At 49.3% G+C, this 26,544-nt stretch carries 24 protein-coding genes and 1 other RNA gene; 3 read left to right on the top strand and 22 right to left on the bottom strand.

Annotated features, from left to right (window positions below; all coding sequences use genetic code 11):
- Positions 1-256: 256 nt before the first annotated feature.
- From J7E85_RS31745 to rpoE, 14 genes are all read right to left on the bottom strand, one after another.
- Positions 257-526: a pro-sigmaK processing inhibitor BofA family protein gene (locus J7E85_RS31745; RefSeq protein ID WP_098741283.1), complete on the bottom strand. Its 270-nt coding sequence runs from the start codon at positions 524-526 to the stop codon at positions 257-259.
- Positions 527-569: 43 nt separating this feature from the next.
- On the bottom strand, positions 570-860 hold the full coding sequence (locus tag J7E85_RS31740) for a hypothetical protein (protein ID WP_076326395.1): 291 nt from the start codon (positions 858-860) through the stop codon (positions 570-572).
- A 225-nt stretch (positions 861-1,085) separates the two neighbouring features.
- Complete coding sequence (gene recR, locus J7E85_RS31735; protein ID WP_071222338.1) at positions 1,086-1,685, bottom strand: recombination mediator RecR; 600 nt, start codon at positions 1,683-1,685, stop codon at positions 1,086-1,088.
- Positions 1,686-1,710: 25 nt separating this feature from the next.
- Positions 1,711-2,022, bottom strand: coding sequence for a YbaB/EbfC family nucleoid-associated protein (locus J7E85_RS31730; RefSeq protein ID WP_009595540.1), 312 nt, complete (start codon positions 2,020-2,022; stop codon positions 1,711-1,713).
- 40 nt (positions 2,023-2,062) lie between these two features.
- On the bottom strand, positions 2,063-3,775 hold the full coding sequence (gene dnaX / locus J7E85_RS31725; protein ID WP_215163986.1) for a DNA polymerase III subunit gamma/tau: 1,713 nt from the start codon (positions 3,773-3,775) through the stop codon (positions 2,063-2,065).
- A 293-nt stretch (positions 3,776-4,068) separates the two neighbouring features.
- Positions 4,069-4,335, bottom strand: an RNA gene (ffs, locus tag J7E85_RS31720) — signal recognition particle sRNA large type.
- A gap of 117 nt (positions 4,336-4,452) precedes the next feature.
- The gene (gene rpmE / locus J7E85_RS31715; protein WP_006207505.1) at positions 4,453-4,650 is read right to left on the bottom strand and encodes a 50S ribosomal protein L31; all 198 of its coding nucleotides are present in this window, start codon (positions 4,648-4,650) and stop codon (positions 4,453-4,455) included.
- Positions 4,651-4,828: 178 nt separating this feature from the next.
- Positions 4,829-6,106 carry a radical SAM family protein gene (locus tag J7E85_RS31710; RefSeq protein WP_215163985.1) on the bottom strand — a complete coding sequence of 426 codons (1,278 nt, stop codon included), beginning with the start codon at positions 6,104-6,106 and terminating at the stop codon, positions 4,829-4,831.
- 32 nt (positions 6,107-6,138) lie between these two features.
- Entirely contained in the window at positions 6,139-7,467 is a 1,329-nt protein-coding gene (rho, locus tag J7E85_RS31705) for a transcription termination factor Rho (protein ID WP_215163984.1), read from the bottom strand.
- Between the two features lie 153 nt (positions 7,468-7,620).
- Entirely contained in the window at positions 7,621-8,880 is a 1,260-nt protein-coding gene (locus J7E85_RS31700) for a UDP-N-acetylglucosamine 1-carboxyvinyltransferase (RefSeq protein ID WP_071222334.1), read from the bottom strand.
- Between the two features lie 304 nt (positions 8,881-9,184).
- The gene (fba, locus tag J7E85_RS31695; protein ID WP_215163983.1) at positions 9,185-10,039 is read right to left on the bottom strand and encodes a class II fructose-1,6-bisphosphate aldolase; all 855 of its coding nucleotides are present in this window, start codon (positions 10,037-10,039) and stop codon (positions 9,185-9,187) included.
- A gap of 173 nt (positions 10,040-10,212) precedes the next feature.
- Positions 10,213-10,605, bottom strand: coding sequence for a response regulator (locus J7E85_RS31690; RefSeq protein ID WP_215163982.1), 393 nt, complete (start codon positions 10,603-10,605; stop codon positions 10,213-10,215).
- A gap of 273 nt (positions 10,606-10,878) precedes the next feature.
- Positions 10,879-12,480, bottom strand: a complete 1,602-nt coding sequence (locus J7E85_RS31685) for a CTP synthase (RefSeq protein WP_215163981.1) — start codon at positions 12,478-12,480, stop codon at positions 10,879-10,881.
- A 642-nt stretch (positions 12,481-13,122) separates the two neighbouring features.
- The gene (gene rpoE, locus J7E85_RS31680; RefSeq protein WP_215163980.1) at positions 13,123-13,686 is read right to left on the bottom strand and encodes a DNA-directed RNA polymerase subunit delta; all 564 of its coding nucleotides are present in this window, start codon (positions 13,684-13,686) and stop codon (positions 13,123-13,125) included.
- A 366-nt stretch (positions 13,687-14,052) separates the two neighbouring features.
- Here rpoE and J7E85_RS31675 point away from each other — a divergent pair, with 366 nt between their 5' ends.
- Complete coding sequence (locus J7E85_RS31675; protein WP_215163979.1) at positions 14,053-15,201, top strand: S8 family peptidase; 1,149 nt, start codon at positions 14,053-14,055, stop codon at positions 15,199-15,201.
- Between the two features lie 101 nt (positions 15,202-15,302).
- On the opposite strand, the gene argS is transcribed toward J7E85_RS31675, so the two are convergent.
- The 5 genes from argS to J7E85_RS31650 all read right to left on the bottom strand — a co-directional run bounded on the left by argS (position 15,303) and on the right by J7E85_RS31650 (position 20,100).
- Positions 15,303-16,982 carry an arginine--tRNA ligase gene (gene argS, locus J7E85_RS31670; RefSeq protein ID WP_215163978.1) on the bottom strand — a complete coding sequence of 560 codons (1,680 nt, stop codon included), beginning with the start codon at positions 16,980-16,982 and terminating at the stop codon, positions 15,303-15,305.
- Complete coding sequence (locus J7E85_RS31665; protein ID WP_215163977.1) at positions 16,979-17,404, bottom strand: YwiB family protein; 426 nt, start codon at positions 17,402-17,404, stop codon at positions 16,979-16,981. Before J7E85_RS31665 ends, argS begins: the two co-directional genes overlap by 4 nt.
- Before the next feature lie 349 nt (positions 17,405-17,753).
- Positions 17,754-18,377 carry a GNAT family N-acetyltransferase gene (locus tag J7E85_RS31660; RefSeq protein ID WP_215163976.1) on the bottom strand — a complete coding sequence of 208 codons (624 nt, stop codon included), beginning with the start codon at positions 18,375-18,377 and terminating at the stop codon, positions 17,754-17,756.
- 146 nt (positions 18,378-18,523) lie between these two features.
- Complete coding sequence (locus tag J7E85_RS31655; RefSeq protein ID WP_215163975.1) at positions 18,524-19,192, bottom strand: GNAT family N-acetyltransferase; 669 nt, start codon at positions 19,190-19,192, stop codon at positions 18,524-18,526.
- A gap of 50 nt (positions 19,193-19,242) precedes the next feature.
- Positions 19,243-20,100, bottom strand: a complete 858-nt coding sequence (locus J7E85_RS31650) for a carbon-nitrogen hydrolase family protein (RefSeq protein WP_215163974.1) — start codon at positions 20,098-20,100, stop codon at positions 19,243-19,245.
- Positions 20,101-20,441: 341 nt separating this feature from the next.
- Between J7E85_RS31650 and J7E85_RS31645 the strand changes: the two genes are divergently transcribed.
- Together J7E85_RS31645 and J7E85_RS31640 are read left to right on the top strand one after the other, a co-directional pair.
- The gene (locus J7E85_RS31645) at positions 20,442-20,966 is read left to right on the top strand and encodes a phosphatase PAP2 family protein (protein WP_098741272.1); all 525 of its coding nucleotides are present in this window, start codon (positions 20,442-20,444) and stop codon (positions 20,964-20,966) included.
- A gap of 155 nt (positions 20,967-21,121) precedes the next feature.
- The gene (locus tag J7E85_RS31640; protein WP_215163973.1) at positions 21,122-23,191 is read left to right on the top strand and encodes a serine hydrolase domain-containing protein; all 2,070 of its coding nucleotides are present in this window, start codon (positions 21,122-21,124) and stop codon (positions 23,189-23,191) included.
- A gap of 100 nt (positions 23,192-23,291) precedes the next feature.
- Here J7E85_RS31640 and J7E85_RS31635 read toward each other — a convergent pair whose 3' ends face one another.
- The 3 genes from J7E85_RS31635 to speE form a co-directional block, all read right to left on the bottom strand.
- On the bottom strand, positions 23,292-23,771 hold the full coding sequence (locus J7E85_RS31635) for an SRPBCC domain-containing protein (protein ID WP_215163972.1): 480 nt from the start codon (positions 23,769-23,771) through the stop codon (positions 23,292-23,294).
- 872 nt (positions 23,772-24,643) lie between these two features.
- Complete coding sequence (gene speB, locus J7E85_RS31630; protein WP_076326381.1) at positions 24,644-25,513, bottom strand: agmatinase; 870 nt, start codon at positions 25,511-25,513, stop codon at positions 24,644-24,646.
- Positions 25,514-25,530: 17 nt separating this feature from the next.
- Positions 25,531-26,358, bottom strand: a complete 828-nt coding sequence (speE, locus tag J7E85_RS31625) for a polyamine aminopropyltransferase (protein ID WP_012818360.1) — start codon at positions 26,356-26,358, stop codon at positions 25,531-25,533.
- Between the last annotated feature and the right edge of the window lie 186 nt (positions 26,359-26,544).

The raw sequence follows: 26,544 nt of genomic DNA, 5'->3' as shown, positions 1-26,544 counted from the left end.
TGTTCAATTCTCTATTTCAACATTCCACCGAAGTGGTCCGTTTTACTCACTCGTTGTTCAGTTTTCAAAGATCAATCATTTTTTTGTTTGTCATCCGCATCTCAGCGGCGACTTTTATAATATATCATACTAGCTTGCTGTTGGTCAAGAAGTTTTTTTGATTATTTTTTCAACCAATTGTCTACCTGACCGGTGAATCTCTATCACCCAGAATCAAACGGGCGAACATTAATGTATCATAGAATATAAGGCTGCGTCAACTACCTAATATCGTTATTTTTAATCCAACAAGAAGGGCCACGCCCGGCAAGCCCAGAACCATGACGGTTCCTATGGTCATCGGATTCAGAGGAATATACGTTTCGGCCGCCAATCCGGAGAAATTCACAACATAGATAGCCACTGCCGAGAGAGCAAGATGGGCACCGAATACGGTTAACCATCCCAGCCCGAGCTTTTTTCTAAACACAACATAGATAAGCAGTAAGAGCGATATGCAAAGCGTGCCCAGAACAATCAATTTCATAGTTACCCTCCTTTATGTCATTACGGACTCTCTCATCTTTCGGTTAGCCATTCTCTCTTTTTTGCTCGATATATTGCATCCTCGCTCCATCCAGATTGAGCTGCTTGGCCTGTTTGAGATTCATCTGGTATTTGCGCTCCGCTGCCTCCAGCATATAAATCGCATAATCAATCTGATCCTGCCCCGTAGCCTCTTGAAACAGCAAGTGCGCCCGCTCCCACTCCATCTGGGACCTCTGGACATCCAGGAATACATGCCACATCCGTTCCTGATCCTCTGCCGTGATATACGTTTCCTCTTCTTGCTTCTTCGACTGCTTCCACCATATCTTCATCACGTTCACTCCCTATGAATATGAATGACTAACACTGCCCTTAATAAGACCGTCTGTAACATTCATATCGAGAGAGGGACAAACTTAGAACCAAAAGAACTCTTCCACCCTCTACTTTTGCACGATGTAATAAATAAAAAAACGAGCCATCAGAATCTCTTCCGATGCTCGTTCTCGTATATATGCTTTCAAATCTCAGATAGATGCTGCAAGAATCACAAAATATCAGTTCAGCTCTCTTCGGCCCTCAAGCGCCTTGGATAAAGTCACTTCATCTGCATACTCCAAGTCACCGCCAACAGGCAGTCCATGGGCAATTCGGGTCACCTTAATGTCAAAAGGACGGACCAGACGCGAGATGTACATCGCCGTTGCCTCTCCTTCGATATTGGCATTCGTGGCCAGAATCAGCTCTTTCACTCTCTCATCGCTAAGACGCGTCAGCAGCTCCTTCAGACGGATTTCATCCGGTCCGATCCCTTCCATCGGAGATATAGCTCCGTGGAGGACATGATAGTAGCCATCGAATTCCTTCGTACGCTCCATCGCCACAAGATCCTTGGCATCCTGCACAACGCAGATGGTCGAAGCATCCCGGGTCTTGTCCTGACACACCCGGCATGGATCCGTATCGGTGATGTTGCAGCAGACGGAGCAGTAGTGCAGATTCCTTTTGACACTGACTAGCGCTTTGGCAAAATCAATAACGTCATCTTCCTTCATGTTCAGAACATGAAAAGCCAGGCGGGCGGCCGTCTTCGGCCCCACACCCGGCAGTCGCGTAAAGGCGTCGATGAGCTTCGCGATCGGTTCAGGATAGTACAAATGTAACTACTCCTTCTAGGTTAGATTAGAACAAGCCCGGAATTTTCATGCCGCCTGTGAATTTGCCCATATCAGCATTTGCGATTTCTTCAGCCTTGGCAAGTGCATCGTTAACCGCAGTCAGTACCAGATCCTGCAGCATTTCCACATCATCCGGGTCAACCGCCTCAGGCTTGATGTTGATGGACAAAATTTGTTTATGTCCATTCGCTTCCACGGTAACCACGCCACCGCCGGATGTTCCTTCAACGGTTTTCGTAGCGAGCTCTTCCTGAGCCTTCAGCATTTGCTCCTGCATCTTTTTCACTTGCTTCATCATTTGGTTCATATTATTCATGATTCATCTCTCCTTATAATAGGGTGCACGTAGGGACGTGCTAGTCTTTTATGACAACGAGGTCTTCTCCAAACAACTGGATCGCCTCATCAATCCATGGTTTCTCCCCACCGGCCTCCGCTTCTTCATGCTCAAGCTTAAGCTCTTCTGCCTGAGGCTTGCCCACTCCTTCAACCGCGTCACTCCAATCACGAAGCATCATGGTAACCAGATGGTACGGCTTGCCAAGCGTAGACTCAAGAACCCCTTCAATCACCTGTTTGTTGGCAGGTTTCTCCGTGGTCTCGCGGTGGATGTTGTTTTTAAAAGCGACAAGAACCTTGTCTTCCCATACGGACACAGGTTCTCCATCCATCAGCCAAGCGTGGACCGTTACCTTCTCCTCTTTCACATTCTGCAGAATTTGGGCCCACTGCCGATGAACAGAGTTATAATCCTCCCCCGTTCGGCAAGATATATACTGATCCATATGCTGAGGGATCTTGGCTGATGAAGCTGCTTTCGGTGCCGGTGTACGGGTAGACTTGGCCGGTTCGCGTTGACCAGATGCAGGAACACCGTTTTGTATCAGTCGCTCCAGCTTTTTCTCAAGTGAGGCTACATGCTGCTTCAGCTGAGCGAGCTCCCCCGCATCGGCTGTATTCTGAACTCTGGCCCCACCCGCTGATTGAGTTATACCGGAAAGCTTGAGCAATGCCACCTCAAACAGTGTCTGTGGCTGCGAGGCGTACTTCATCTCACTCTGATACCGGTTCAGCGTATCAATCATTTGAAATAATTCGTCTCGGCTGAAGGCATTCGCCATCTCCTGAAACTCTGCCGGATTCAAAACCCGGTCGGTCAGCTTATCGGCGCTAGGAACCATCTTGATCATCAGCAAATCGCGGAAATAATACAGGAGATTCTCCATGCATTTATCTGCACTTTTTCCCTCCTGCATGAATTGCTCCACGATCTGCAGCACTAGTCCGGCATCCCCCTGTTTCACGGCACTGGCCAGACGGCCAAACTGCTCCGAGGCAATACCGCCCGTCATGTCCATGACCTGCTGGTAAGATACCGTGCCTCCTGTGAAGGAAGCAATCTGATCCAGAATGCTCAGTGCATCCCGCATACCGCCATCGGATAGACGTGCGATATACTGCAGTGCTTCAGGCTCCGCCGTAATGCCTTCTTCTCCGCAAATCTGCTCCAGACGCCCGGTCTGTTCGTCCAAGGAAACCCTCCGGAAGTCAAACCGTTGACAGCGTGAGATGATCGTTGCCGGAAGCCTGTGCGGCTCTGTTGTCGCTAGTATAAACATCACGTGTGCCGGCGGTTCCTCCAGCGTTTTCAATAAGGCATTGAACGCTTCCGTCGTCAGCATGTGTACTTCATCGATAATATAAACCTTACGCCGCACCTCGGTCGGTGCGTATTTGACTTTCTCCCGCAAATCACGGATTTCTTCGACACCGCGGTTGGATGCAGCATCGATCTCCTGAACATCCATGACGGCTCCGGACGTTATACGCCGGCAGGCCTCGCATTCATTGCAGGGTTCCTCAGCCGGACCATGCTCGCAGTTCACGGCTTTGGCCAAAATTTTAGCGGCACTGGTCTTGCCCGTACCCCGTGGACCGCTGAACAGGTAGGCATGGGAAACCCGCTGCTCGCGAATGGCATTCTGCAGGGTCTGGATAATATGCTGCTGGCCCACCATGTCGCCGAACGACTGTGGTCGCCAAGCACGATATAACGCGATATGTTCCACTGTGCTTTACCCTCTTTCAACTTCCACTTCACGAGATCGAGAAAACCTTAAGTTTATACTAAACCCGATCCTCGCGTGCTTTACTGTTGCATTCATGGTCATTCCCAGCCAAAAAGGCGTGAGTTTAACGGTTATATTATACTACATTCTATACTACTTTCCCCTGCCTTAGCAAAACGTTTACTTGGAAAACTTTATCCAAGTGCACATGAAGGATCAGCTTGAATGTATGGCGGTTTCGACAAAAAACACCTTTGCCAATATGGCAAAGGTGTTATGTGCAGATATGTATACCGTGCACCTGTTATTGATAATTGCGATCCGAGCGGCAATCCTGAGCAACAACTCGGGCTAGGCACCCCTCCGGCACAAAAGCGATCTTGCTTATGGCTGCTTCCTTCCGGACCTGACCAGGTTCACAAGTGCTCATTGCGGAGGACCCAACCGTCAACGTTGAGCGCAGGGACCAGCCTCACATCGACAATACCTCTAACAGGAATTCAACCTCGCTACAGCGGATTGCGAGTTACAGGGCACCGCTACCTCCCCGTCTAGCACGGCGAACTTTAGTATATCGCATGGTTATCAAAAAAGCAACCGACGGAAGAAGTTGCATACTCCACCAGCCCTGTAAACAGACAAAAACCCTTCGACCACAAGGGCGAAGGGTTTGTTTATTAGATACCGTATTTCTTCTTGAATCTATCAACACGACCGCCAGCATCCAGGAATTTCTGTTTACCTGTGAAGAACGGATGACAGTTCGAGCAAATCTCTACACGAAGATCTGGTTTTACAGAACCTGTTTCAAACGTATTGCCGCAAGCACAAGTAACTGTAGTAACGTGATATTTCGGTTGAATATCTTGTTTCATTGTAGCTTTCACCTCTTTCCGCCCTGAGCCTCATGCGGACCCAGAGTTATATGGACACATAAATGGAGTATATCACGAGCAAAATGAATGCGCAATAGCTCATACACAAATCATCAGACAAGTCCACAACTGGAATTTCAACCTGTTTTTAACACATCCGATATTCAGTACGGTTCTGTTAAATAATCGATGGTCTCTTCTTCGGTCTTGCCTGTCCTGCAGGCGGCACATGCGTATAGGAGCCAATCACCACATCTGGCAGCTCCTCCTGCATAATCTCAATAGCCTGCTTCATCCCCAGAATCTCGCCTTGTGCAGGCGGAATAAGCTCGAGATAGCTCTCAGGGTCAATGTTGAGATTGCGGAGCTGAATCAATTTGAGACCCGTGCGGCGGGCAAACTCAATCATGGCTTCCAACTCTTCCTCGCGATCAGTTACGCCCGGGAAGATGAGATAGTTGATGGAGGTATACACACCTTGATCGGTTGCATAACGAAGAGATTTCTCCACATTGGCCAGCGTATAGCCCCTTGGCTTGTAGTATGCGTTATAATGATCATCCAATGCACTGATCGTGCTGACCCTCATCAGATCAAGACCCGCATCCACGATACCACGGATAAAATCGGTCAGTCCCGCATTGGTATTAATATTGATGTATCCCATATCAGTCTGTGCCCGAACTTCTCTCATGGCTTCTATAATGATCTTCGCCTGCGTGGAGGGTTCTCCCTCACAACCTTGGCCAAAGCTGATGATCGACTCCGGTGTCTTCAGATGCTCCAGCATGACCTGCACCAACTCATCCACTCTCGGACGGAAGTTCATGCGGGTCTGAGGTGAGACAAAACCGCTATCATCGGGCTGTTCCGAAATGCAACCGAAACAACCGGCATTGCAGGAGTAAGATACGGGAACAGCGCCTTCCCAGCGATTCAGGAAGGTATTAGATGCCGTCAGGCATTCATATCCTAATGCACAGTTAGACAGATGCTCATAGAGCCGATTCTCCGGATATTTCTCCTTCAGCATCTTAACCCCAAGCTCAAGATCGTTCAGATCACAGTTCACCGGGTTCCACTTCTCAGGGTCATCGGATAAACGCGCTGTTGTATAGAAAGCGCCATCCTTCCATACCACCGCCGAGTAACCAAATAGCGGCAGCTTATATTCCTTGTCCGACTTCACGTATCCTGGCAAGCACAACCGGGTATAGCCTTGCGGCAACAACGCTCCGACAGCAGTGTACCCGTCCTCAAGCGGCATCATATCACCGGTCTCTGGATCCATTCCGATCGCTCGGGTGCTCGGTAGTCCGACCAATGTAGCCCCCTCTGGCAAAGGGATTAATTCATCATCCAATATCTCAACGATCATATCTCCGCTGCGGGCAAGCCCAAACAGATCAGAATGATCATATACATTCCCTTGCTCATCTGCATAAACCAAATACATGTTGATCTCCTATTCTCCAGTTGATTCAGGACTTAGCTCTGAGGGGCCGTCGCAGCCGATGCGCGCGATGGGCGTCTAGCTGTCTGGCTCTGAGTCCCGGTTCCGCTCCCGTTATTGGCATTCACATCAAATGACGCCAAGAACTCTGCGTTATTCTTGCTGTCACGCATTTTTTTGAGGAATCCTTCCACAAAGTCAGCAGAGTCGTTCATATTTTTACGGATCGCCCAAATGGTATCCAATTCATCCTTGTTCAGCAGCACCTCTTCACGCCGGGTACCGGAGCGACGAATGTCGATCGCCGGAAAAATACGGCGTTCCGCAAAGCGACGGTCCAGATGCAGCTCCATGTTGCCTGTACCTTTAAATTCCTCATAAATAATGTCATCCATCCGCGATCCGGTTTCAACCAAGGCTGTAGCCAGAATCGTCAAACTTCCGCCTTCTTCCACGTTACGCGCCGAACCGAAGAAACGTTTCGGACGATGGAATGCCGCAGGATCAATACCGCCGCTCAGCGTTCTGCCGGACGGAGGAATGACCAGGTTGTACGCACGGGCAAGACGGGTGATGCTGTCCAGCAATATAACAACGTCCTTCTTATGCTCCACCAACCGTAAGGCACGGGACAATACCAGTTCCGCCACTTTAATATGGTTCTCCGGAAGCTCGTCAAAAGTAGAAGCAACCACCTCGCCCTTAACGGAACGCTGCATATCCGTTACTTCTTCAGGCCGTTCATCGATGAGTAAAACAAACAGTTCAATCTCTGGATTGTTGGTTGAGATGCTGTTGGCGATTTCTTTTAAGAGGAGCGTTTTCCCTGCTTTTGGCGGTGCTACGATCAAACCGCGTTGTCCTAAACCTACAGGTGCAAGCAGATCCATAATTCGGGTTGACAACTGATTAGGGGATGTTTCAAGAACAAGCTTTTCTTGCGGATATAGAGGAGTCAAGGCTGGGAAGTGCAATCGTTCCGCTGCGACGGCAGGATTCTCACCATTCACGGCGTTGACCTGCAGCAGCCCGAAGTAACGTTCGTTCTCTTTAGGTGTCCGGCATTTGCCCGAAACCAAATCTCCGGTCCTTAAATCAAATTTACGAATCTGGGAGGCCGAGATGTAGATGTCCTCCGTACTCGGCAAATAGTTGATCGGTCTAAGAAAACCGTAACCTTCCGGCAAAATCTCAAGTACACCCTCCATGAACATCAAACCGCTCTGTTCGGCCTGCGCCCGGAGAATGGCAAATATCAATTCTTTTTTCTTCAACTGGCCATAATAAGGGATCTGATACTTTTTGGCCAGCTTATACAGATCCGTCAGCTTCATGCCTTCCAAATCGGCTAATTGTAAATCCATTCAATAACCACCTATTCAATTATTTGTTTCTGTCACAGCAAGTCCCTGCTGCATGTAGTCTATTATTCTATGAGAGCTTTACTAGGAGCATTACCCAAATCAGAGGGAGATATGCAGTTTTAACCACGCATTTCCCTCATTTTGGTAAAAAAATCATTCTTCCTCAGTCTCACGCCATACGTCGGCACCCAGCATACGCAGATTGGATACCAGATGGTCATAGCCGCGATCAATGAATTCTACGCCGCTTACCTCCGTTACCCCTTCGGGTACAGTTAGTCCAGCAATGACAAGAGCCGCGCCTGCACGCAAGTCGGTCGCTTTGACTTTGGCTGCGTTCAGCGGACCGCCTTCTATAATAGCAGAGCGTCCCTCCACGCGGATTTTGGCACCCATGCGAACTAACTCCGGAACATGTTTAAATCGGTTACTGTATACAAAATCACTAAGGACACTGACGCCTTCCGCTTGCGTAAGCAGGCTGGTCATCGGTGATTGCAAATCCGTTGCAAATCCAGGATATATAAGCGCCTTGACGTCCACATGCTGGTATCGATCCTTACCGATCACGCGAATGCTTTCGTCCAGCTCCTCAATACCAACACCCATCTCGATCAGCTTGGCCGTAAGGGCTTCAAGATGTTTCGGGATGACATTGTCAATCAGAACATCACCGCGTGTAGCTGCAGCGGCAATCATATATGTACCGGCCTGAATCCGGTCTGGAATAATGGAATGTCGGCAGCCATGCATCTCGGTTACGCCTTCAATCCGGATCGTTTCCGTTCCGGCGCCCTTAATGACAGCTCCCATGGAATTCAAAAGTGTTGCAACATCTATAATTTCAGGCTCTTTCGCCGCATTTTCAATAATTGTGGAGCCTTTGGCCTTAGCAGCCGCCAGCATAATATTAATCGTTGCACCAACACTGCTCACATCCAGATAGATCTTCGCGCCCCGCAGCTCTTTGGCATGCAGATGAATCGAACCGTGTTCATTGGTGACGGTTGCGCCAAGCGCTTCAAAACCCTTGATGTGCTGATCGATGGGACGAGGTTCAAAATTACAGCCGCCCGGCAGGCCGATCACGGCTTCTTTAAATCTTCCAAGCATGGCGCCCATCATATAGTAGGACGCGCGCAGTTTCTTAACGGGTCCGTTAGGCATCGGAATAGATTTGATATCAGAAGGGTCAATTCTCATCTGATTGCCTTCCCATGAAACTTGCCCGCCCAATTCTTCCAAAATCTCAGCATAAACAGCCACATCGCTGAGAAGCGGCAAATTATCAAGTACGACTTCCGATTCCGCCAGGATTGCGGCGGGAATTAACGCAATAGCACTGTTTTTGGCACCACTGATTGTTACAGTACCTCGCAGTGGGCGTCCACCGCTGATCATCAATTTTTCCATAAGCTTTCGGGTCCCCCTACATCACTTCGCAGCCGGAAATGGTTCTGATGGCCGTCATACAAGAAAAACGTCTTATCGACGTTCCTAAAGGATGACAGACCGCATTTTGCGTTCTTTTTTGTTCTCGATTATCCGGTTGTGAAGCTCACAACCCGCTTGTACTTTTGATACTTAATAAATGAAATGGAAAAACACCGGCTATGCGGTGTGCTTTCCATTTCATTGTATACAGCATAAGACAGCCTAAATATCTTAGGTGATTCCAATCATCATGTTATGGCCACTAGGACTACAAGCGACTTTATTAAGCTTGATTGTTGGAACCAAACTCACGGATTTTGCCAACCACGGTTTCCTTGATTGCCTCACGGCCTGGTTTCAGGAATGTGCGTGGATCGTAAGCTTCTGGTTTAGCAGCAAGCACTTCACGAACAACTTTAGAGAACGAGATTTGGTTCTCGGTGTTCACGTTGATTTTGGAAGTACCCAAGGAGATAGCTTTCTTGATGTCATGCGTTGGGATGCCTGTACCACCATGAAGCACCAACGGAAGTTTCACAGCATTGCGAATCTCTTCCATCTCTTTGAAACCAAGGTTTGGTTCGCCTTTGTAAGGACCATGAACAGAACCAAGCGCAGGTGCCAATGTGTCGATGCCTGTTTCGTTCACGATGCGAACGCAATCGTCAAGCTTCGCGTACATTACATCACCGATAACGTCATCCTCTTGTCCGCCAACCATGCCGACTTCAGCTTCAACGGAAACGCCTTTGGCATGAGCATACTCAACGACTTGTTTCGTTGTTGCAATATTCGTCTCAATCGGGCTGTGGGAATCATCGATCATAACCGAAGTGAATCCTGCATCGATTGCTTCTTTACATTTCTCAACACTTGAACCGTGGTCAAGGTGAATGGCAACAGGAACTGTAACTTTCAGGTCCTCCATCAAACCTTTTACCATGTGTACGACGGTGCTGAATCCACCCATATAACGAGCTGCGCCTTCGGAAACACCAAGAATTACCGGTGATTTCTCTTGCTCAGCCGCTTCAAGAATCGCATATGTCCACTCCAGGTTATTGATGTTGTATTGACCAACAGCATATTTACTTTCGAGTGCTTTGTTCAGCATGTCTGTCATTGATACTAATGGCATGGTTTCATCCTCCTATAGATGCTTAGTTTGTCTATGGTTTTTAGCCGATATAACACACGGACTTATTATACCACATCGCGTCATAAATACTAAACAAGCATTTCCTAAAATGCTGCGAAGGACCTCACATTCTGGCAAAAAAAGAATTCCGCCCTTTGAGCAGAATTCATCATTCAACCGATATTATTTGCGGTCCCTTTCAGCTGCATATTGACGGCTTGCCGCATCTCATCAATATCAAAGGGTTTGGTAAAATGCATCAACGCACCAAGATCGGTTGCTTCCTTGATCATGTCAAGCTCTCCATAGGCAGTCATCATGATCACCTTAATGTCCGGATTCATCTGTTTAATATGCTTCAAAATCTCAAGCCCGTCCATTCCAGGAATTTTCATATCCAGCAGCACCAAATCCGGGGCATGCGTCTTCACAATATCAAGTGCAGCCTTGCCATTCGCCGCTTGAAACGTCTCATATCCTTCACTGCTGAACACTTCTACAAGCAGGATGCGGATACCATTCTGGTCATCCACAATCAGCACTTTGTGTTTGCTTTCTTTGCTCATCCCTTTAACCTCCCCGATACTTAAATCGTACAATGAGTATATGCAAACTCGAAAGTTCCTAGCTTTCCCATAAACCGACCATTATTTGTATTCGCTTGTAGATGTCGAATTCCTTCCCGTCCTAAAAAAAGTGAGAAAAAAAGATGTATGAATTTGTTGTATTCGAAGGCGACAGCTCCGGACATCCGATCTGAATGTTCAGCTTACCCTGTCCACAGTTATGACAACGACTTTATACGTAAAAAAGAGCCTCTTCAAAAGAGGCTCTTCCCATTATGCCTGATGCTGGATCGAGGCTTTTACAAATTCACGGAACAGCGGCTGCGGACGGTTCGGACGGGAAGTGAATTCCGGATGGAATTGCACAGCAAGGAACCAAGGGTGTCCTGGCAGCTCTACAATTTCAACCAGACGTCCATCCGGAGAAGTACCGGATATACGCAGTCCTGCTTTTTCAATATCTTCACGGTATTGGTTGTTAAACTCATACCGGTGGCGATGTCTTTCATAAACCAGCTCGTCCTGGTAGCAGGACTCTGCAAGCGATCCTGGAACCAGCTTACATGGATACAGACCCAGGCGCATCGTTCCGCCAAGATCCTCGATATCCTTCTGCTCCGGCAGTAGGTCGATGACTGGATATTCGGTAGCCGGATCAATTTCCGAGCTGTTCGCGCCGTTCAGGCCGACAATCGAACGGGCATATTCAATAACGGACACTTGCATCCCAAGACAAATGCCGAAGAATGGAATATTGCGTTCGCGAGCATGGCGGATCGCACTGATCTTGCCTTCGATACCCCGATCTCCAAATCCACCCGGTACAAGAATACCGCCAATGCCACTCAACGCCTCTTCCACGTTGTCTGCCGTAATTTCTTCGGCATTCACCCAGCGGATCTTCACGTCGGCATTAGCATCAAAGCCTGCATGAGACAGGGATTCAACAACACTGAGGTAGGCATCGTGCAGTGCGACATACTTACCGACAATCGCAATCTCAACGGTCTTCTCCAGCTTGGATACACGCTCCACCAGATCCTCCCACTCGCTCATATCCGGCGCAGGGGTGGTCAATTTCAAATGATTGACAACAATTTCATCAAGGCCTTCTTCACGCAGATTCAGCGGTACCTCATACAGCGAGGAGGCATCGCGACATTCTACAACCGCGTTAGGGTCGATATCGCAGAAGAGCGCGATTTTTGCTTTCATCTCGGTTGAAAGCTCATGCTCGGTACGGCACACGATAACATTCGGCTGAATGCCGATACTGCGGAGTTCTTTTACACTGTGCTGGGTCGGCTTGGTTTTCACTTCACCGGCTGCCTTAATATATGGAATGAGGGTTACATGAATATACATCACGTTCTCACGGCCAACGTCACTCTTAATCTGACGAATAGCCTCAAGGAAAGGAAGGCTTTCGATATCGCCAACCGTACCGCCGATTTCGGTAATAACCACATCCGAACCCGCTTCACGGCCTGCACGGAACACGCGCTCCTTGATTTCGTTCGTAATATGAGGGATTACCTGCACGGTACCGCCCAAATATTCTCCCCGACGTTCCTTGCTGATAACAGAAGAGTATACTTTCCCTGTTGTCACATTGCTGTTCTTCGACAGGTTAATATCGATGAAGCGCTCATAGTGTCCCAGGTCCAGGTCGGTTTCCGCACCGTCGTCCGTAACGAATACTTCGCCATGCTGGTAAGGACTCATGGTGCCCGGATCTATATTAATGTACGGATCGAATTTCTGAATCGTTACCTTGAGCCCTCTGTTCTTAAGCAATCTACCGAGCGAAGCGGCGGTAATTCCCTTACCAAGTGATGACACGACCCCGCCTGTTACAAAAATATACTTTGTCACTGTTAAAAACCCTCCTATATAATCTCCATAACTTCAGGCGACATATGATGTTTATCCTAACCCGTTTTTCCCTTATTCATCAAAGGGACCAACAAAAAGCATCGCTCGCTTCCAAAAATGGTGAGCGAGCTGACCTCCGGCCTATTACAAACCGCATATATTGACGCTTAAATGATCCTCATATCGAGCCGCTTAACCCGGCATACGTTATGAGGCTTCAAGACGAGCGGTTTCCATACCTCATCTTAAACAACTTGGAATATTCACTGCAAGAAACCATGAAAGTCCAGTCCACACAGGAAGGATGCTTCCACAGCCCAAAGAAAAAATGTCTATCGACAAACTTCCAGAAGACAGACCGCTTTTGATAAGGTAGTTTCTCTAGCGTTATTGGGTTCAGAAGCTAGCGTCGTTTCCACTTTCTGAGCCTTAAAAACAAAAAAAGTGACCCCGAATAAATAACGGGGCACTTTTATATTAAACATATTTAATCCACAATCATAAGCCCAAGCAATAGTTTACTCTGTGCCTTGTCTGCTTGTCAAGAGAAGAAGCAACCTCAAAATTGCCCAATTGGCTGACACTGTAAAACACAGTCATTATCAGCGCAGACAAGTCCTAAAGACCCTGCTGTATGATGGATTAATCCTTATCGTCTTCCTCAAAGGCTTCCTCTTCCAGATCATCTTCCTCTTCGGATTCCGAATCCTCGTCATCCAATTCGTCATCATCCAGAACAACCTCTTCGTCTACATCGTCCTCGGCATCGTCATCATCCGGGAAGAGATCATCGGAATCATCTTCGTCATCGATGCTGTCGAAATCCTCCTCGGCATCGTCACCGCTGTAAGTCTCCTCTTCATCGGTGAAGTCATCGTCATCATCATCTTCATCGTTGATGATCCGCGGACGCTTGGCGTTCCCAATCGGATCTTCGGACTTCTCCAGCGGATACCAGCGCTTTAGTCCCCACAGATTCGTTCCTACACATGCGAAACGTCCGTCTATATTGATCTCGGTATATAACTGGGCAATCGTTTCGTTAATTTCCTTTTCCGTAAAGCCACGAATCTTGGCCACCTCATTCATAAGGTCACGGTAATAATACGGCGTATTCACTGCCTTCAGAATCATAAAAGCCAGGTCAACCATTGGGATTTCCTGAATCTTCTCCGGATCGATCTTTAAATTGAGTGGATTACTCACTAACGCACACTTCCTCTCACACAATCTTCACGTTATACCCTCAACATATCCATTATCAAAACTAAGTAAAACCTATTTGGAAATAAAAATCAAGTTTTTATGCACCATTACCCATCAGATACCAAAAGGAAAAAGACGGAGACAATTGTCCCCGTCTTCTGACTGTATCCGCCCCAAGGATCGACTCCTTACGGGATTAGATAAGAGAACCTTGATGTTCTCTTCATGTATCTTATGTTAGCCCTGCTGCTTTGACACGGTAAACAGGGCCTATTTCCCGGAAAAAGGGCATCATCCCATTCGGGCACTCTCCCTGGTTCATACAATACTGAAGCAACGGTTCATCGAGAAGGGAGATTGCCACATATGGATTACACCCGGATCATGCAATCACTACTTACAGAGACGAACCCTATGCGGAACGTCCGGGAAATGAACCGGCGGCTCCTTACGTTTCATGACCCTCAGCTGTACCAAGAATGTATCCGCGAATGGAATCGACTTGTCGGGAAAAGGCGTTTCCGGAGTTCAGTCAGATGTTCGCGGCTTACCCAAACCATCATCGCTCCGGCTCCCCAAACCGCGAAGTTTGGAGCGGAGTTTCGGAATGAACTGATGGTTGAAGAGGATGACCAGGTTCATATCCATGCCATACAGGGGACAATTGGAACGTTAACCGGGATCCCATGGGGTATCAAGCAAATCAAAGCCCCTCAAGCCTGGTCTGTCTCGACAGGACACCGCATTAAGATTGCCGTTATCGACACGGGGGTGGATTTCGCTCACCCCGATCTGAAGTATTCGCTGACTCGAGGGATCAACCTCGTCCATCGCAACATTCCGCCATATGATGACAACGGGCACGGAACACATATTTCGGGTACCATCGCTGCTGCCAACAGCACGCAGGGAATGATTGGCGTTGCTCCAAGATCCGTGGTGTATCCGGTCAAAGCCTTTGATCACAACGGATCGGCCTTTGTGTCGGATATCATTCTGGCCATCGACTGGTGCGTACGTACCGAGATCGATATCATCAATATGAGTTTCGGTATGCAAACCCGAAGTCGTACGCTGCTAGATATTGTAGGCAAGGCCAACCAAGCAGGCGTCATTATTGTAGCCTCCTCCGGCAATGACGGCAAACGCCGTACCGCGGACTATCCTGCCCGTTATCCTCAAACCATATCCGTCGGAGCTACCGACCGCAGCCGGAAAATCCCTGCCTTTAGCAATCGCGGGCAATTTGTCGACATTTATGCACCTGGAGATAAAATCGTGTCCGCGTGGCTGCAAGGAAAATACCACGAGATGAGCGGCACTTCCATGGCGACTTCACACGTTAGCGGAGCGATCGCCCTACTGCTCGCGCAAAAGCCTGATCTAAAAAAAACGGCTACCATTAAGGCCCTGCTGCGACGCACCTCCTCTCCCCTTAAGCTCAAAAAAGGATACAGCGTCTCCGATGGAGAGGTAAATGCCTTGAAATTTTTGCGCGAGGGCATGAAATTATAAACTGATTCTTCATCAACTATAAAAGAAATTCCGTTTATAAATTAAAAACAGCCGCCTTTCCTCGGAAAGACGGCTGTTGTCACATATTAAGGCAAAATTTCTTACATCCGTTCAGGCGCCGATACGCCCATCAGGCGAAGCACGTTAGCGATGACCGTACGAACAGCTCGAAGCAAAGCCAGGCGAGCCTGCGTTTGGTCCCCATCCTCCGTAATCACGCGCTCGGCTCGATAGTAGCTGTGGAACAAGGAAGCCAGCTCATATACATATCGGATGAGTCGGTGCGGAGCATAATTCTCTGCAGCAAGCGACACTTCCTGCGGGAGCTCTCCTATTTTGCGCAAAATGTCGTATTCATGCTCGGTTGTAAGAACGCTCAGGTTCACTTCGGAAAGCGGCGATAGGTTAACGCCCTGCTCCTCCGCTTGGCGGAATACGCTGCAGATACGTGCGTGAGCATACTGCACATAGAAGACCGGATTCTCATTGGATGTAGACACCGCCAGATCCATATCGAAATCCAGATGCGAATCCATGCTGCGCATAGTGAAGAAATAGCGGATCGCGTCCACGCCGACCTCATCCATCAGATCTTCCATCGTGACCGCTTTACCGGTACGCTTGGACATCTTCACTTTCTCGCCATCCTGGAACAGGCTGACCATCTGGGCGATCAATACCATCAGTTTGTCCGGATCATTGCCGAGCGCCTCCATGGCAGCCCTCATCCGCGGAATATAACCATGGTGATCGGCTCCCCAAATATTAAGGATCTTGTCATAGCCGCGCTCGTATTTATTGCGGTGGTACGCAATATCCGGCGTCAGATAAGTATAGGTTCCGTCATTCTTCACGAGGACGCGGTCTTTGTCATCCCCATAGTCGGTTGTACGAAGCCAGGTTGCCCCATCCTTCTCATAAGCTTCGCCCTTCGATTTCAGCTCTTCCAGAGATTTCTCCACGAGTCCGTTCTCATACAGGGATGTCTCACTAAACCATTCGTCAAAATGAACGCGGAATCGATTCAAATCGCGTTTGATTTTATCCAATTCCTTATCAAGTCCGAACTGACGAAGGAATGCCGCTCTCTCGCCTGGATCCATAGATAGCAAAGAGTCGCCTTTCTCGGCTACAAGCTCTTTGGCAAACCCTTTGATATCTTCGCCGTGGTATCCATCTTCCGGCATTTCGGCATCCTGACCGAGCTCCTGCAAGTAACGGGCTTCGAGGGATTTAATCAGGTTCACCACTTGGTTGCCTGCATCATTGATGTAGTATTCACGCGTAACTTCGTATCCTGCAAAATCAAGCACATTGCAGAGGGCATCGCCTACCGCCGCTCCGCGGGCATGGCCGAGGTGCAGACTTCCGGTGGGATTGGCGCTGACAAACTCCATCTGAACCTTCTGCCCCTCGCCCGTAGCAATCCGCCCGTAGTTGTCGCCCTGTTCTTCTACCAATGCAACGATCGGATAGAGGTACCCCTTGTCCAAGGTAAAGTTAATGAATCCTGGCCCGGCTATTTCTGCTTTTTCAATGGAAGCTTTCGCCATGTCCAAATGTTCCAAGATAGACTCCGCAATTTGCCGCGGGTTCTTCTTGGCGATTCGTGTCAACTGCATCGCTACGTTCGTAGCCAGGTCGCCATGCGACTTATCCTTGGGAACTTCCAGCGTGATGCCCGGCAATTCCTCACGGGAAACCAGTCCTGCAGCAACCGCAGCGTCACCCACTGCTTCTGCAACCAGCCCGTTAATGTGATCTAATGGATTCATTGTCATGATTCATGTGCCTCCTGAATAGTCAAACTAATAGAAAAGTGTCCCGATAACTCGCCCGACACATATAAATCGTACGCCCAAGCCGCTCGTCCGGACACGCCTTCAAGCGCTAGCTCCAGACGCTGCGTGTACGTAGAGAGATTAAATGAAGTGAACGGGGAACGGTAATACCCCGGCAATCGTTGGCCTAATCGAAACGACTGCTCGGACTCCACCTCGCCGTGACGGATTAACTTCAGCTCGTCCTCCGTCAGCTTAAGCATCGCCCGGGTCTCCCCTTGATGCGGTCCAAGCGCCGGTTCTGTATAGCGAACATACAGGACATTCCCTTTAATAAACGCCTCTGCCGGAAGCTCCTGTATCGTATTCTCCCCTTTGTGAAGGCTTTGAAGACGGATGCTCACTTGTTTTCGGTCGTTCATGTACGTTCCTCTTTTCCTTACCTATTGTATTACTATATCCAGTATAGCCTTGCAATTCAAATGAGGATTTTAGCAAATGTGAGGAAAAAGTCTATTCACGTGTTTACACTGAAGACCGACCACATCCTCAATCCCCGTATTTCTCGGCCCATTGCTTGTGCCTCTCACTATAACTTACTCCTGTGATTTCCTTGCCAAAATAAAGCTGATGGATCATGGCTCTGCACACTCCATGTTTGAATATAAGGGTCATTCTACGATCAGAATACCAAAATATCACATGCTGTGGGCGTAACCCGACAAGAATATGCCTGATTCGTAACGAATCAGGCATGAACTATCGTATAAGTTAAAGCGCGAGCAGGGATACCTTCTCCTGCGTTTCCAGCTTGGCCACCATGTCGTTCCAGGCCTGTGGTTTCTCAGGCAGCACCGAATAGTAACGTTTCAGGAAGTTCACGATCAGCTCTGCAGGCAATTCATCAATGGCATCATCGCCCGGCATGAAGCAGAAGTCGAGCCCGCTCACCGCTTCGCCATCATTATTCCAGGATGGGTGAACGTAGGCGATATCCGTGCGTTTGTAGCCAAGATGCGACAGCACCTCGCGGCGAACAAACGGATCCATCGGCTTTACCCCACCGAATGCATAGTCTTGTACCCGATATGGATCGTAGATCTCGGCAAACATGCCGAACAACGTTTTACCGTTTGCTGCCGCCAGTTCATTCAGATCCTTCAAGCGATGCTGTGCCAGGAATCGGCCGATACCAAGCCCTTCGCGCCCGATTATGGTAAAATCGGTCATCGCTACGTTCCAGTCCTCGTAATAGCGGTATTCCGTCGTACCCACCACTTCGTCCTCATGCAGGGCAACAAACACCCGAATACCCGGATCCTCCAGCGGTTCTTTCCATAGACTGAATTCCAGCACCTCTTCTGGAGGGAACACGTCCTTCATCAAATTGTGCATTTTGCGGAACAAAGGATCGTCGATGCTTGTAATACGGATTACTCCATCAAATAAAAGCCTCCTTATATATGTAATAAAAATATATGTAATAAAAAAATCCATCTTTATATAGGAAGTCCATTCATTATCGTTCAAGCGAAACTTCTTCATCCTCTAAATGGATTCTTCCATTCCATCAGAGCCCCATAATTGCAGGACTCCTCATCCTCCAAATACTCCGCTGCCACCCCGACGGGCGCCCGGCCGCAACGCAGCAGGAAGGTAATCACCGGATCCTTGAGATCTCCCCGGACAACAGCGTCCAGATACTCCGCAGCCGACATTTCAGCATGCCGATGATAGCCGGGCATCCGTCCGCCGCCAAGCAGTCGGTCCAGTCCCCGATTCACCGTCACATGATACAGAGACTGAATCAGCCATTTGCCGAGTCCAAGCTTACGAAAGCGCGGCCTGACACAAATGTCGGCAATGTATAGCGTATTCCCGTCCGGCTTATGGGTCCGGATATACCCGTTATCCGTGGTCTCCGCCCAGGAGTGCGCAGGCTCCCATGGATCGTAATCCACAATGAGCGAGGTAATCGACCCGGCGAGGATCCCGCCCACTTCAACGCACAGAGCGCCCTCAGGGAACAAGGTGACATGCTGATTCAGCTGCTCCTTGTTCCACCACTGCTCCGGCGGATATGGGGGCGGGAACGTCTCGGATTGAATGACAATCAGCTCGTCAAAATCCGCTTCCGTGTAGCTTCGAATGACAACCGGCACCGGCCGGGCGTCGTCAAATACATAAAACTGTTGATGAAACCGGGCCATTTCCTCTGCACCGCCTTTGTCCTATTTTCCTCAAGTGATGATAAACAGGCTTATTCCCAATCCGGATACAAATCCGTGCGGCGATCGCGCCATGTCGTGACGGATCCCTTCTCGCGCACTTGATACAATAAATCCAGATCAAGATCGGCGGTAATGATCATGTCGTGGTTCAGCTCTCCCTCGGCCAGCAGGCCCTGCGGAGGAAACGGGATATCGTTCGGGGTAATGATGGCTGCCTGTCCGAAGTTGGCACGCATCAGATCCACGGTTGGTAGCGAACCAACGGTACCGGTCAGCACCACATAGATTTGATTCTCAATGGCGCGGGCATGGCTGGTATAACGCACGCGGTGGAATCCGTGACGATCATCCGTACAGGACGGACAGAAAATGACGTCGGCCCCTTTAGCCTTGGCCATGCGCACAATCTCAGGGAATTCGATGTCATAGCAGGTCAGCATTGCAATGGTGCCTTTTTCCGTCTCGAACACTTCGAGTCCTTCACCCGCTCCCATATTCCATCCACTAATCTCCGAAGGCGTGATATGGATCTTGGCTTGCTCCGCAATGCGGCCGTCCGGATAGAACAGATGCGCTACATTGTACAGCTTCCCTTCCCGGCGAATGACGTGCGTCCCGCCAATGATATGCATGTTATATTGTATCGCAAAGCCTTGAAACAGCTCGCGGTAACGGTCCGTGAAATCCGGAAGGTCATTGATCGTCAATGCCTTGCCCTGATCATCCCCGATAGACATCAGTTGGGTTGTAAAAAATTCGGGAAACAGCACAAAATCGACTTCAAATTCCTCCGCCGCCCGGATATAATGCTCCGACTGACGGGCAAAATCGTCAAAGGATTGAATGGTGTGCAGATGATATTGCACGGCAGAAACGCGAAATTTCATGCTTCTCCTCCTTAGGCATGGTTAGATGCTTTCATTATATCGGATTCCGGGCTTCGAGAACATGGGGACATGAAGTCATCATCTCTTGGAAACCATAACCTTGGGGAGCGTGCTCCCAACACACTTAAACGGTTATCATCAAATCCACTTGCGACAAAGAAAGTTCAATTTATGAAAAAATACATGTCATTCATACCCACGCTTAACAATTCTCCTGTATACTGTCGTATGTAAGCCTCTTGTCTACACTATGAATCTCGGCCCTTACAAGCATATATTGCAGCCTATTTAACTTTGGGCTGACTGCTTACAAAATTATAATGTGAGGTGTTCTGTTCACAATGATTACTCGTTCGATGGATTGGCTTCAGCAACATGACCACCTTATCTTCCGCTGGTTAAACCGCAAGATCAGCAACAAAACGGTGGATTCGATGCTCGCGCTGGTCACCCATATGGGGGGGGCTATCTTTACCATTGTGCTGACACTTTCAATAGCGTTTTTTGCACCTGAGCCATGGAATACGATGGGGTGGCAGAGTTTTATTGCACTTTCCCTCAGCTTCCTGATTACGGCCCTCATCAAAAAGAAGATGCGGCGCATCCGGCCCTATCTGGCACTTGAAAAGGTGCGGTTCGAAAAAAAACCGATGAAGGACCACTCGTTTCCTTCCGGACACTCGACGGCCATCTTTTCCATTATCACGCCGTTTCTGTTCATAACGCCTTGGCTGTCATTGCTCTTGATCCTGCTGGCCCTTACGGTCAGCCTGTCACGCATTTATCTTGGCTTTCACTATCCTTCGGATTGTTTGGCAGGCTGTTTCGTCGGAACCACCTCGGCGCTGCTTATCGTGCTCAGTTAAAAACAGGTATCCCCACATGGCTTTACGGCTATGGATGGGATGCCTGTTTTTTTGTTCCTCCCTGCACTTTGTAAATTTTCCGAAAAAAGATTGAACCATTCGGGCTGGTAAATCGTACTAACTAAGTACATTCATAATAAGGAGGTATTTATTCATTGAAGAAAAGACTATCACGGATGCTCGTAACCCTTCTCGCAGTCACACTGGTTCTTCCTGCTGGGGTAATGGCAGCAGATAACAGCCAAGTTGCCGCTGGAGGTGGCCTTCAGAAAACCGCCGCAGAGAAAGCCGAGCTGCTCACCGAGACTTATGGTACGACAAGCGTTCAATATGCCCTTATCGACAACGGAGTGATTACCGTGTCCGGGCAAGCGGGCGTCAATGATATCGAAGGAAAGATACCGCTGACCAAGGATACGATGTATGGCATCGGCTCCACGAGTAAAGTGTTCACCGCCGCTGCGGTCATGAAATTGGTGGATGAGGGGAAAATCAACCTGGATACGCCTCTGGTTCAGTACATACCTGAATTCACGATGAAAGACGAACGCTACAAAAAAATTACGCCGCGCATGCTGATCAACCATTCCTCCGGACTGCAGGGCTCCAGCCTGAACAATGCATTTTTGTTCGAAGATAATGACCCTCATGCACATGACACGCTGCTCAAGCAGCTGTCCACCCAAAACCTAAAAGCGGACCCGGGTGCGTTCTCCGTTTATTGTAATGATGGATTCACGCTGGCCGAGATACTGGTAGAGAAAGTGAGCGGCAAGGATTTTACCGCATTCATTCATCAATATTTTACCGAGCCGTTAGATTTGGACCACACGAAGACATCCCAGGATTCACTGGAGTTAAGCCAAATGGCGGGCCTCTATTATCCGACTCATCAAGGGCGGCTTCCTAACGAGACAGTCAATGTGATCGGAACCGGCGGCATCTATTCTACGGCTGAAGACTTGGTGCAGTTTGCGCAGATCTTCACCGGGGAAGCCGAAGGCATTCTTTCCGACAAATCCGTCAAAGCCATGGAGCAGGAAGAATATAAAAAGGGTCTGTGGCCCGAAGATGCTGATAACTCGTTCGATTACGGGCTTGGCTGGGACAGCGTAAGACTATTCCCGTTCAATCAATATGACATGAAGGCCTTAACCAAAGGTGGAGACACCATCCTGTATCACGCTTCGCTCGTTGTTCTTCCGGAGCAGAATATGGCTGCCGCTGTATTATCTTCCGGTGGTTCCAGCTCAACCAACCAATTGTTGGCTAATGAGATTGTGCTGCATGCTCTTAAGGAGAAAGGCACGATCAAGGAACTCAAGCCGGAAAAATCCTTCGGCAAACCGGTAAAGGCTGATATGCCAAGCGACATCACCAAATATGCCGGTTATTATGGCGTGACGAATCAGCAAATGAAAGTCGACCTCAAGGACGGCGAACTGTCCATTACCGTTCCCATGATTCCGGATTATCCTGCGGAGAAATATGTATACACCGCGGATGGAACATTTGTCAGCGCGGATGGCAGCACCAAGGTCAGCTTTGTCAAAGAAAAGAATGGCCGCATCTACTTATGGGTAAGACAATATATTTCGATCCCTGGACTTGGACAAATGGCTTTATCGCATTATTCCGCCGAGAAACTGGAAGCAAACCCCTTGTCCAAGGAGACCGCTGCCGCTTGGGCCAAGCGCGAAGGTGAAACGTTCTATCCGTTGAACGAGAAATTCACATCGCTGATGTACTTCATCACGAAACCGACGGTAGAGATTAACAGCAAGAGTGGTCTGGAAGGCTATATGATCGACAAGAAGATCATCGACTCGGACACCGCGGTAAGCCAGCATCAGATTCCGGCTATGGGTGGCCGGGATACGTCCGAATTCCGCTTCTATAAGGAAAAAGGCGTAGAGTATCTTGAAGGGGCAGGAGCCCTGTTTGTGAGTGGTAAGGACGTTAAGCCGCTTTATAAAGGGAAAAAATCAACCGTCACCCTGCAAGCCGATGGCTATGCCAAATGGTACACCGTCCCTAAACAAACTGCAGGTAAAACCATGACCGTCACCCTGCCAGCACAAGGCGCATTCGCTGTGTATGACGAAAAAGGTGCCGTTGTGAACTACAGCATCGTCAGCGGCAGTAATGAAGTGAAGCTCCCAGCCAATGGAGCTGTCGTATTTGCCGGTGCCCCAAGCTCGGCATTCGAGATTACCCTGAAATAACACGAAAGCAAGCAACCCGATTAGCCGCTAGGCTTAAGTAGGGTTGCTTGCTTTTTTTACTGTTAAAGGGACGTTGTACAGGCGCGCAGCCTGTCCGCTATCATTCAGTAAAGACCGCGAGATTCTCAAGCGTAGAATTCAAGCCCTCTTCGTGATCTTCCTGCCGTATGCCCTCAGGAACGTCCTCGCAAGCAATCGTTACATCAGTGCCTTCCGCAAGTGCTGTCAACGTCCATGTCATGGTCATCAGGCCCCCGTAAGCGGGGTCTTCCGACTCGAATTCAAAACACTGCACGATTTTCTTGTTTGGCACCAACGCCAGGAATTTACCTTGGACGATATCCGTGCCTTCCGATGATTTACCTGGGTTGGTGCGGTCCGTTCCATTATAGGTGAGTACCATTCGATAAGTCCCGCCTTCACGGGCATCAAAGGTGTCGATCTGACCTGACATCCCCTCTGGCGGAAGCCACGATACCCAAGGCTTGGGGTCAGTGAATGCCTGATAAATGGCTTGGGGCGATGCCTTAATCATTCTCGAGGCAGAGTCAATTCTCTTCTTACTGGATGAATCCGCCATTGATGCTAACCTCCTTATGGGCGTCATCATACCCTTCAAAAAGATTTCATTCAAATCCGGGTCAAGCTTCCTTAAGTTAATAACATATGACCACAAATAATTTCTTCTCAATTGCTCAAAGTTGGATCAACTCCTTTAAGACAGCAAAAAGCAAGCCGACCCCGATAGCCGCAGGCTCAGACAGGGGAGACTTGCTTTTTCTTCAACAGCCGAGGGGCGAAGCCTCGGCTGCTCATGCACGCAGTGCAGGCCCTCGAGCACCCCGGAGGGGAGCCATTCGAGGGGGCCGCGCACACGCGAAAAAGCAAGTCGACCCCGATAGCCGAAGGCTTAGACAGAAGGAGACTTGCTTTTTCTTCAGCCGAGGAGCGAAGCCTCGGCTGCTCATGCACGCAGTGCAGGCCCTCGAGCACCCCGGAGGGGAGCCATTCGAGGGGGCCGCGCACACGCGAAAAAGCAAGCCAACCCCGATAGCCGCAGGCTTAGACAGGGGAGGCTTGCTTTTTCTTCATCAGCCGAGAGGCGAATAGCCTCGGCTGCTCATGCACGCAGTGCAGGCCCTCGAGCACCCCGGAGGGGAGCCATTCGAGGGGGCCGCGCACACGCGAAAAAGCAGCCGACACCGATAGCCAAAGGCTTAGGTGGGGGAGGCTTGCTTTTTCTTCATCAGCCGAGAGGCGAATAGCCTCGGCTGACATATGGGCGCTATAAAGGCCACGAGGACGTCCCCGCAGGGGAGGACCGAGCGGTGGCCGGGCACAAGCACCAGCCCCGCTCAGATCCTCATACCAACTCCGAGCACCAAAGTTCCGGGTGTCCAGAGGGCAGCGCCCTTGGGGCCCTCCCTGGCAGGGAGGGTTTGGGTGGGTGGACTACTTAACGAATCCCAACAACATCTCACGAATCAACTTCGCAGCTACGATCTGGGTCTGCTCCGAAGGATCATAGATCGGCGCCACTTCCACGAGATCGCAGCCGACCACGTTCACGTCGGAGCCCGCAATGAGGTGCACAGCTTCCAGCAGCTCCTTCGATGTGATGCCGCCTGCTTCTGCAGTACCGGTGCCCGGTGCAGCGGAAGGGTCAAGCACATCGATGTCGATGGTCACATAGACCGGGCGGTTGCCCATGGAAGGCAAGGCTTCCTTAAGAGGGGCCGCCACTTCGAACGGATAAAAATTAATATTCTCCCGTCCATATTGGAACTCCTCGCGGGAGCCGGAACGGATACCGAATTGATAAATATTCTTGCCGCCCATAATGCCCGCCGCCTTGCGGACTGGCGTGGAGTGGGACAACGGCTCTCCCTCATAATGCTCGCGCAGGTCAGCATGGGCATCGATATGGATCAGAATAAGATCCGGATACTTCTCATACACCTTCTGAATGATCGGCCAGGATACGAGGTGCTCGCCGCCAAGTCCGATCGGGAATTTCCCGTCATCCAGCAGTTTGCCTACATAATCGCCAATCACTTCAAGGCTGCGGCCCGCATTGCCGAAAGGCAGCATCAGGTCGCCTGCATCGAAATACGTCATGTCTTCAATGCTTTTATCTAAGTACGGGCTATACTCCTCCAAGCCTACGGAAGCCTGGCGAATACGAGCTGGGCCAAAACGGGAGCCCGGACGGTAGCTAACCGTGAAATCCATCGGCATACCGTAAATGACAGCCTTGGACCCCTCATAATCCTCGGAACTCAAAATAAACACGTTGCCGGAGTAACCTTGATCCAGTTTCATCAGTTTATCGCTCCTCCTTATTTCACCAGGTCTTCAACAAATTTAGGCAGCACGAATGCGGCTTTGTGCAGGCGAGGCGAATAGTATTTCGTATCCATCTCATCAATCGTGGACTCGTCCACTTCAAGCGGATCATACGTTTTGCTGCCCATGGTGAAGGTCCACAGACCGCTTGGGTAGGTTGGAATGTTCGCTCCATACACACGGACGATCGGGAAGATTTCCTTCACGTCTTTGTTGACCTGCTGAATCAGGTCCGCTTTAAACCACGGGTTGTCCGTTTGCGCCACGAAAATACCGTCTTCCTTCAGCGCTTCGTAGATCCCTTGGTAGAATCCGCGCTCAAACAATGGAGCGGCTGGGCCCACAGGCTCGGTGGAGTCTACCATAATGACGTCGTATTCATTCTTATGCTCAATGATGTGCATATATCCATCGTTAACCAGTACTTCGACCTTCGGATCATCCAGCTTGCCGGCGATCTCAGGCAAATACTGCTTCGAATATTCAATAACTTTTCCATCAATTTCAACGAGTACTGCTTTCTCTACGCCCGGATGCTTGATCACTTCGCGAATGACGCCACCGTCTCCTCCGCCGACAACAAGAACCTTCTTCGGATTTGGATGCGTGTTCAGCGCGGGGTGAGCGACCATCTCATGATAGACGAATTCATCCTTAATTGTAGTCATAACCATACCGTCCAGAACGAGCATGCGCCCGAATTCCTCAGTATCGATCATATCCAGTTGTTGAAACTCCGTCTTCTCATGTACAAAAGTCTCCCGGATTTTAGCCGTGATGCCAAAAGTCGGGGTTTGCTTCTCTGTGTACCATAATTCCATCGTCGTCACTACCTTCTTTCCGCTAGAATAATGTTCAGCCGTCCAGATCCAAGCCGCAAAACTTTATTCGGGGCAGATGCCTTTAGCTTACAGTTTCACACTTTTCCTATTGTACCAAACAAATTAGATTATATTAAATCAAGCCCAAATTGCAACCAAAACTTCCAGCACAGATGAATGGAAGCA

It is taken from the genome of Paenibacillus sp. ISL-20, from assembly GCF_018613005.1.
In the GTDB taxonomy this organism is placed as follows: Bacteria; Bacillota; Bacilli; order Paenibacillales; family Paenibacillaceae; genus Paenibacillus_AQ.
This window is presented reverse-complemented; position numbering and strand designations above follow the sequence as displayed.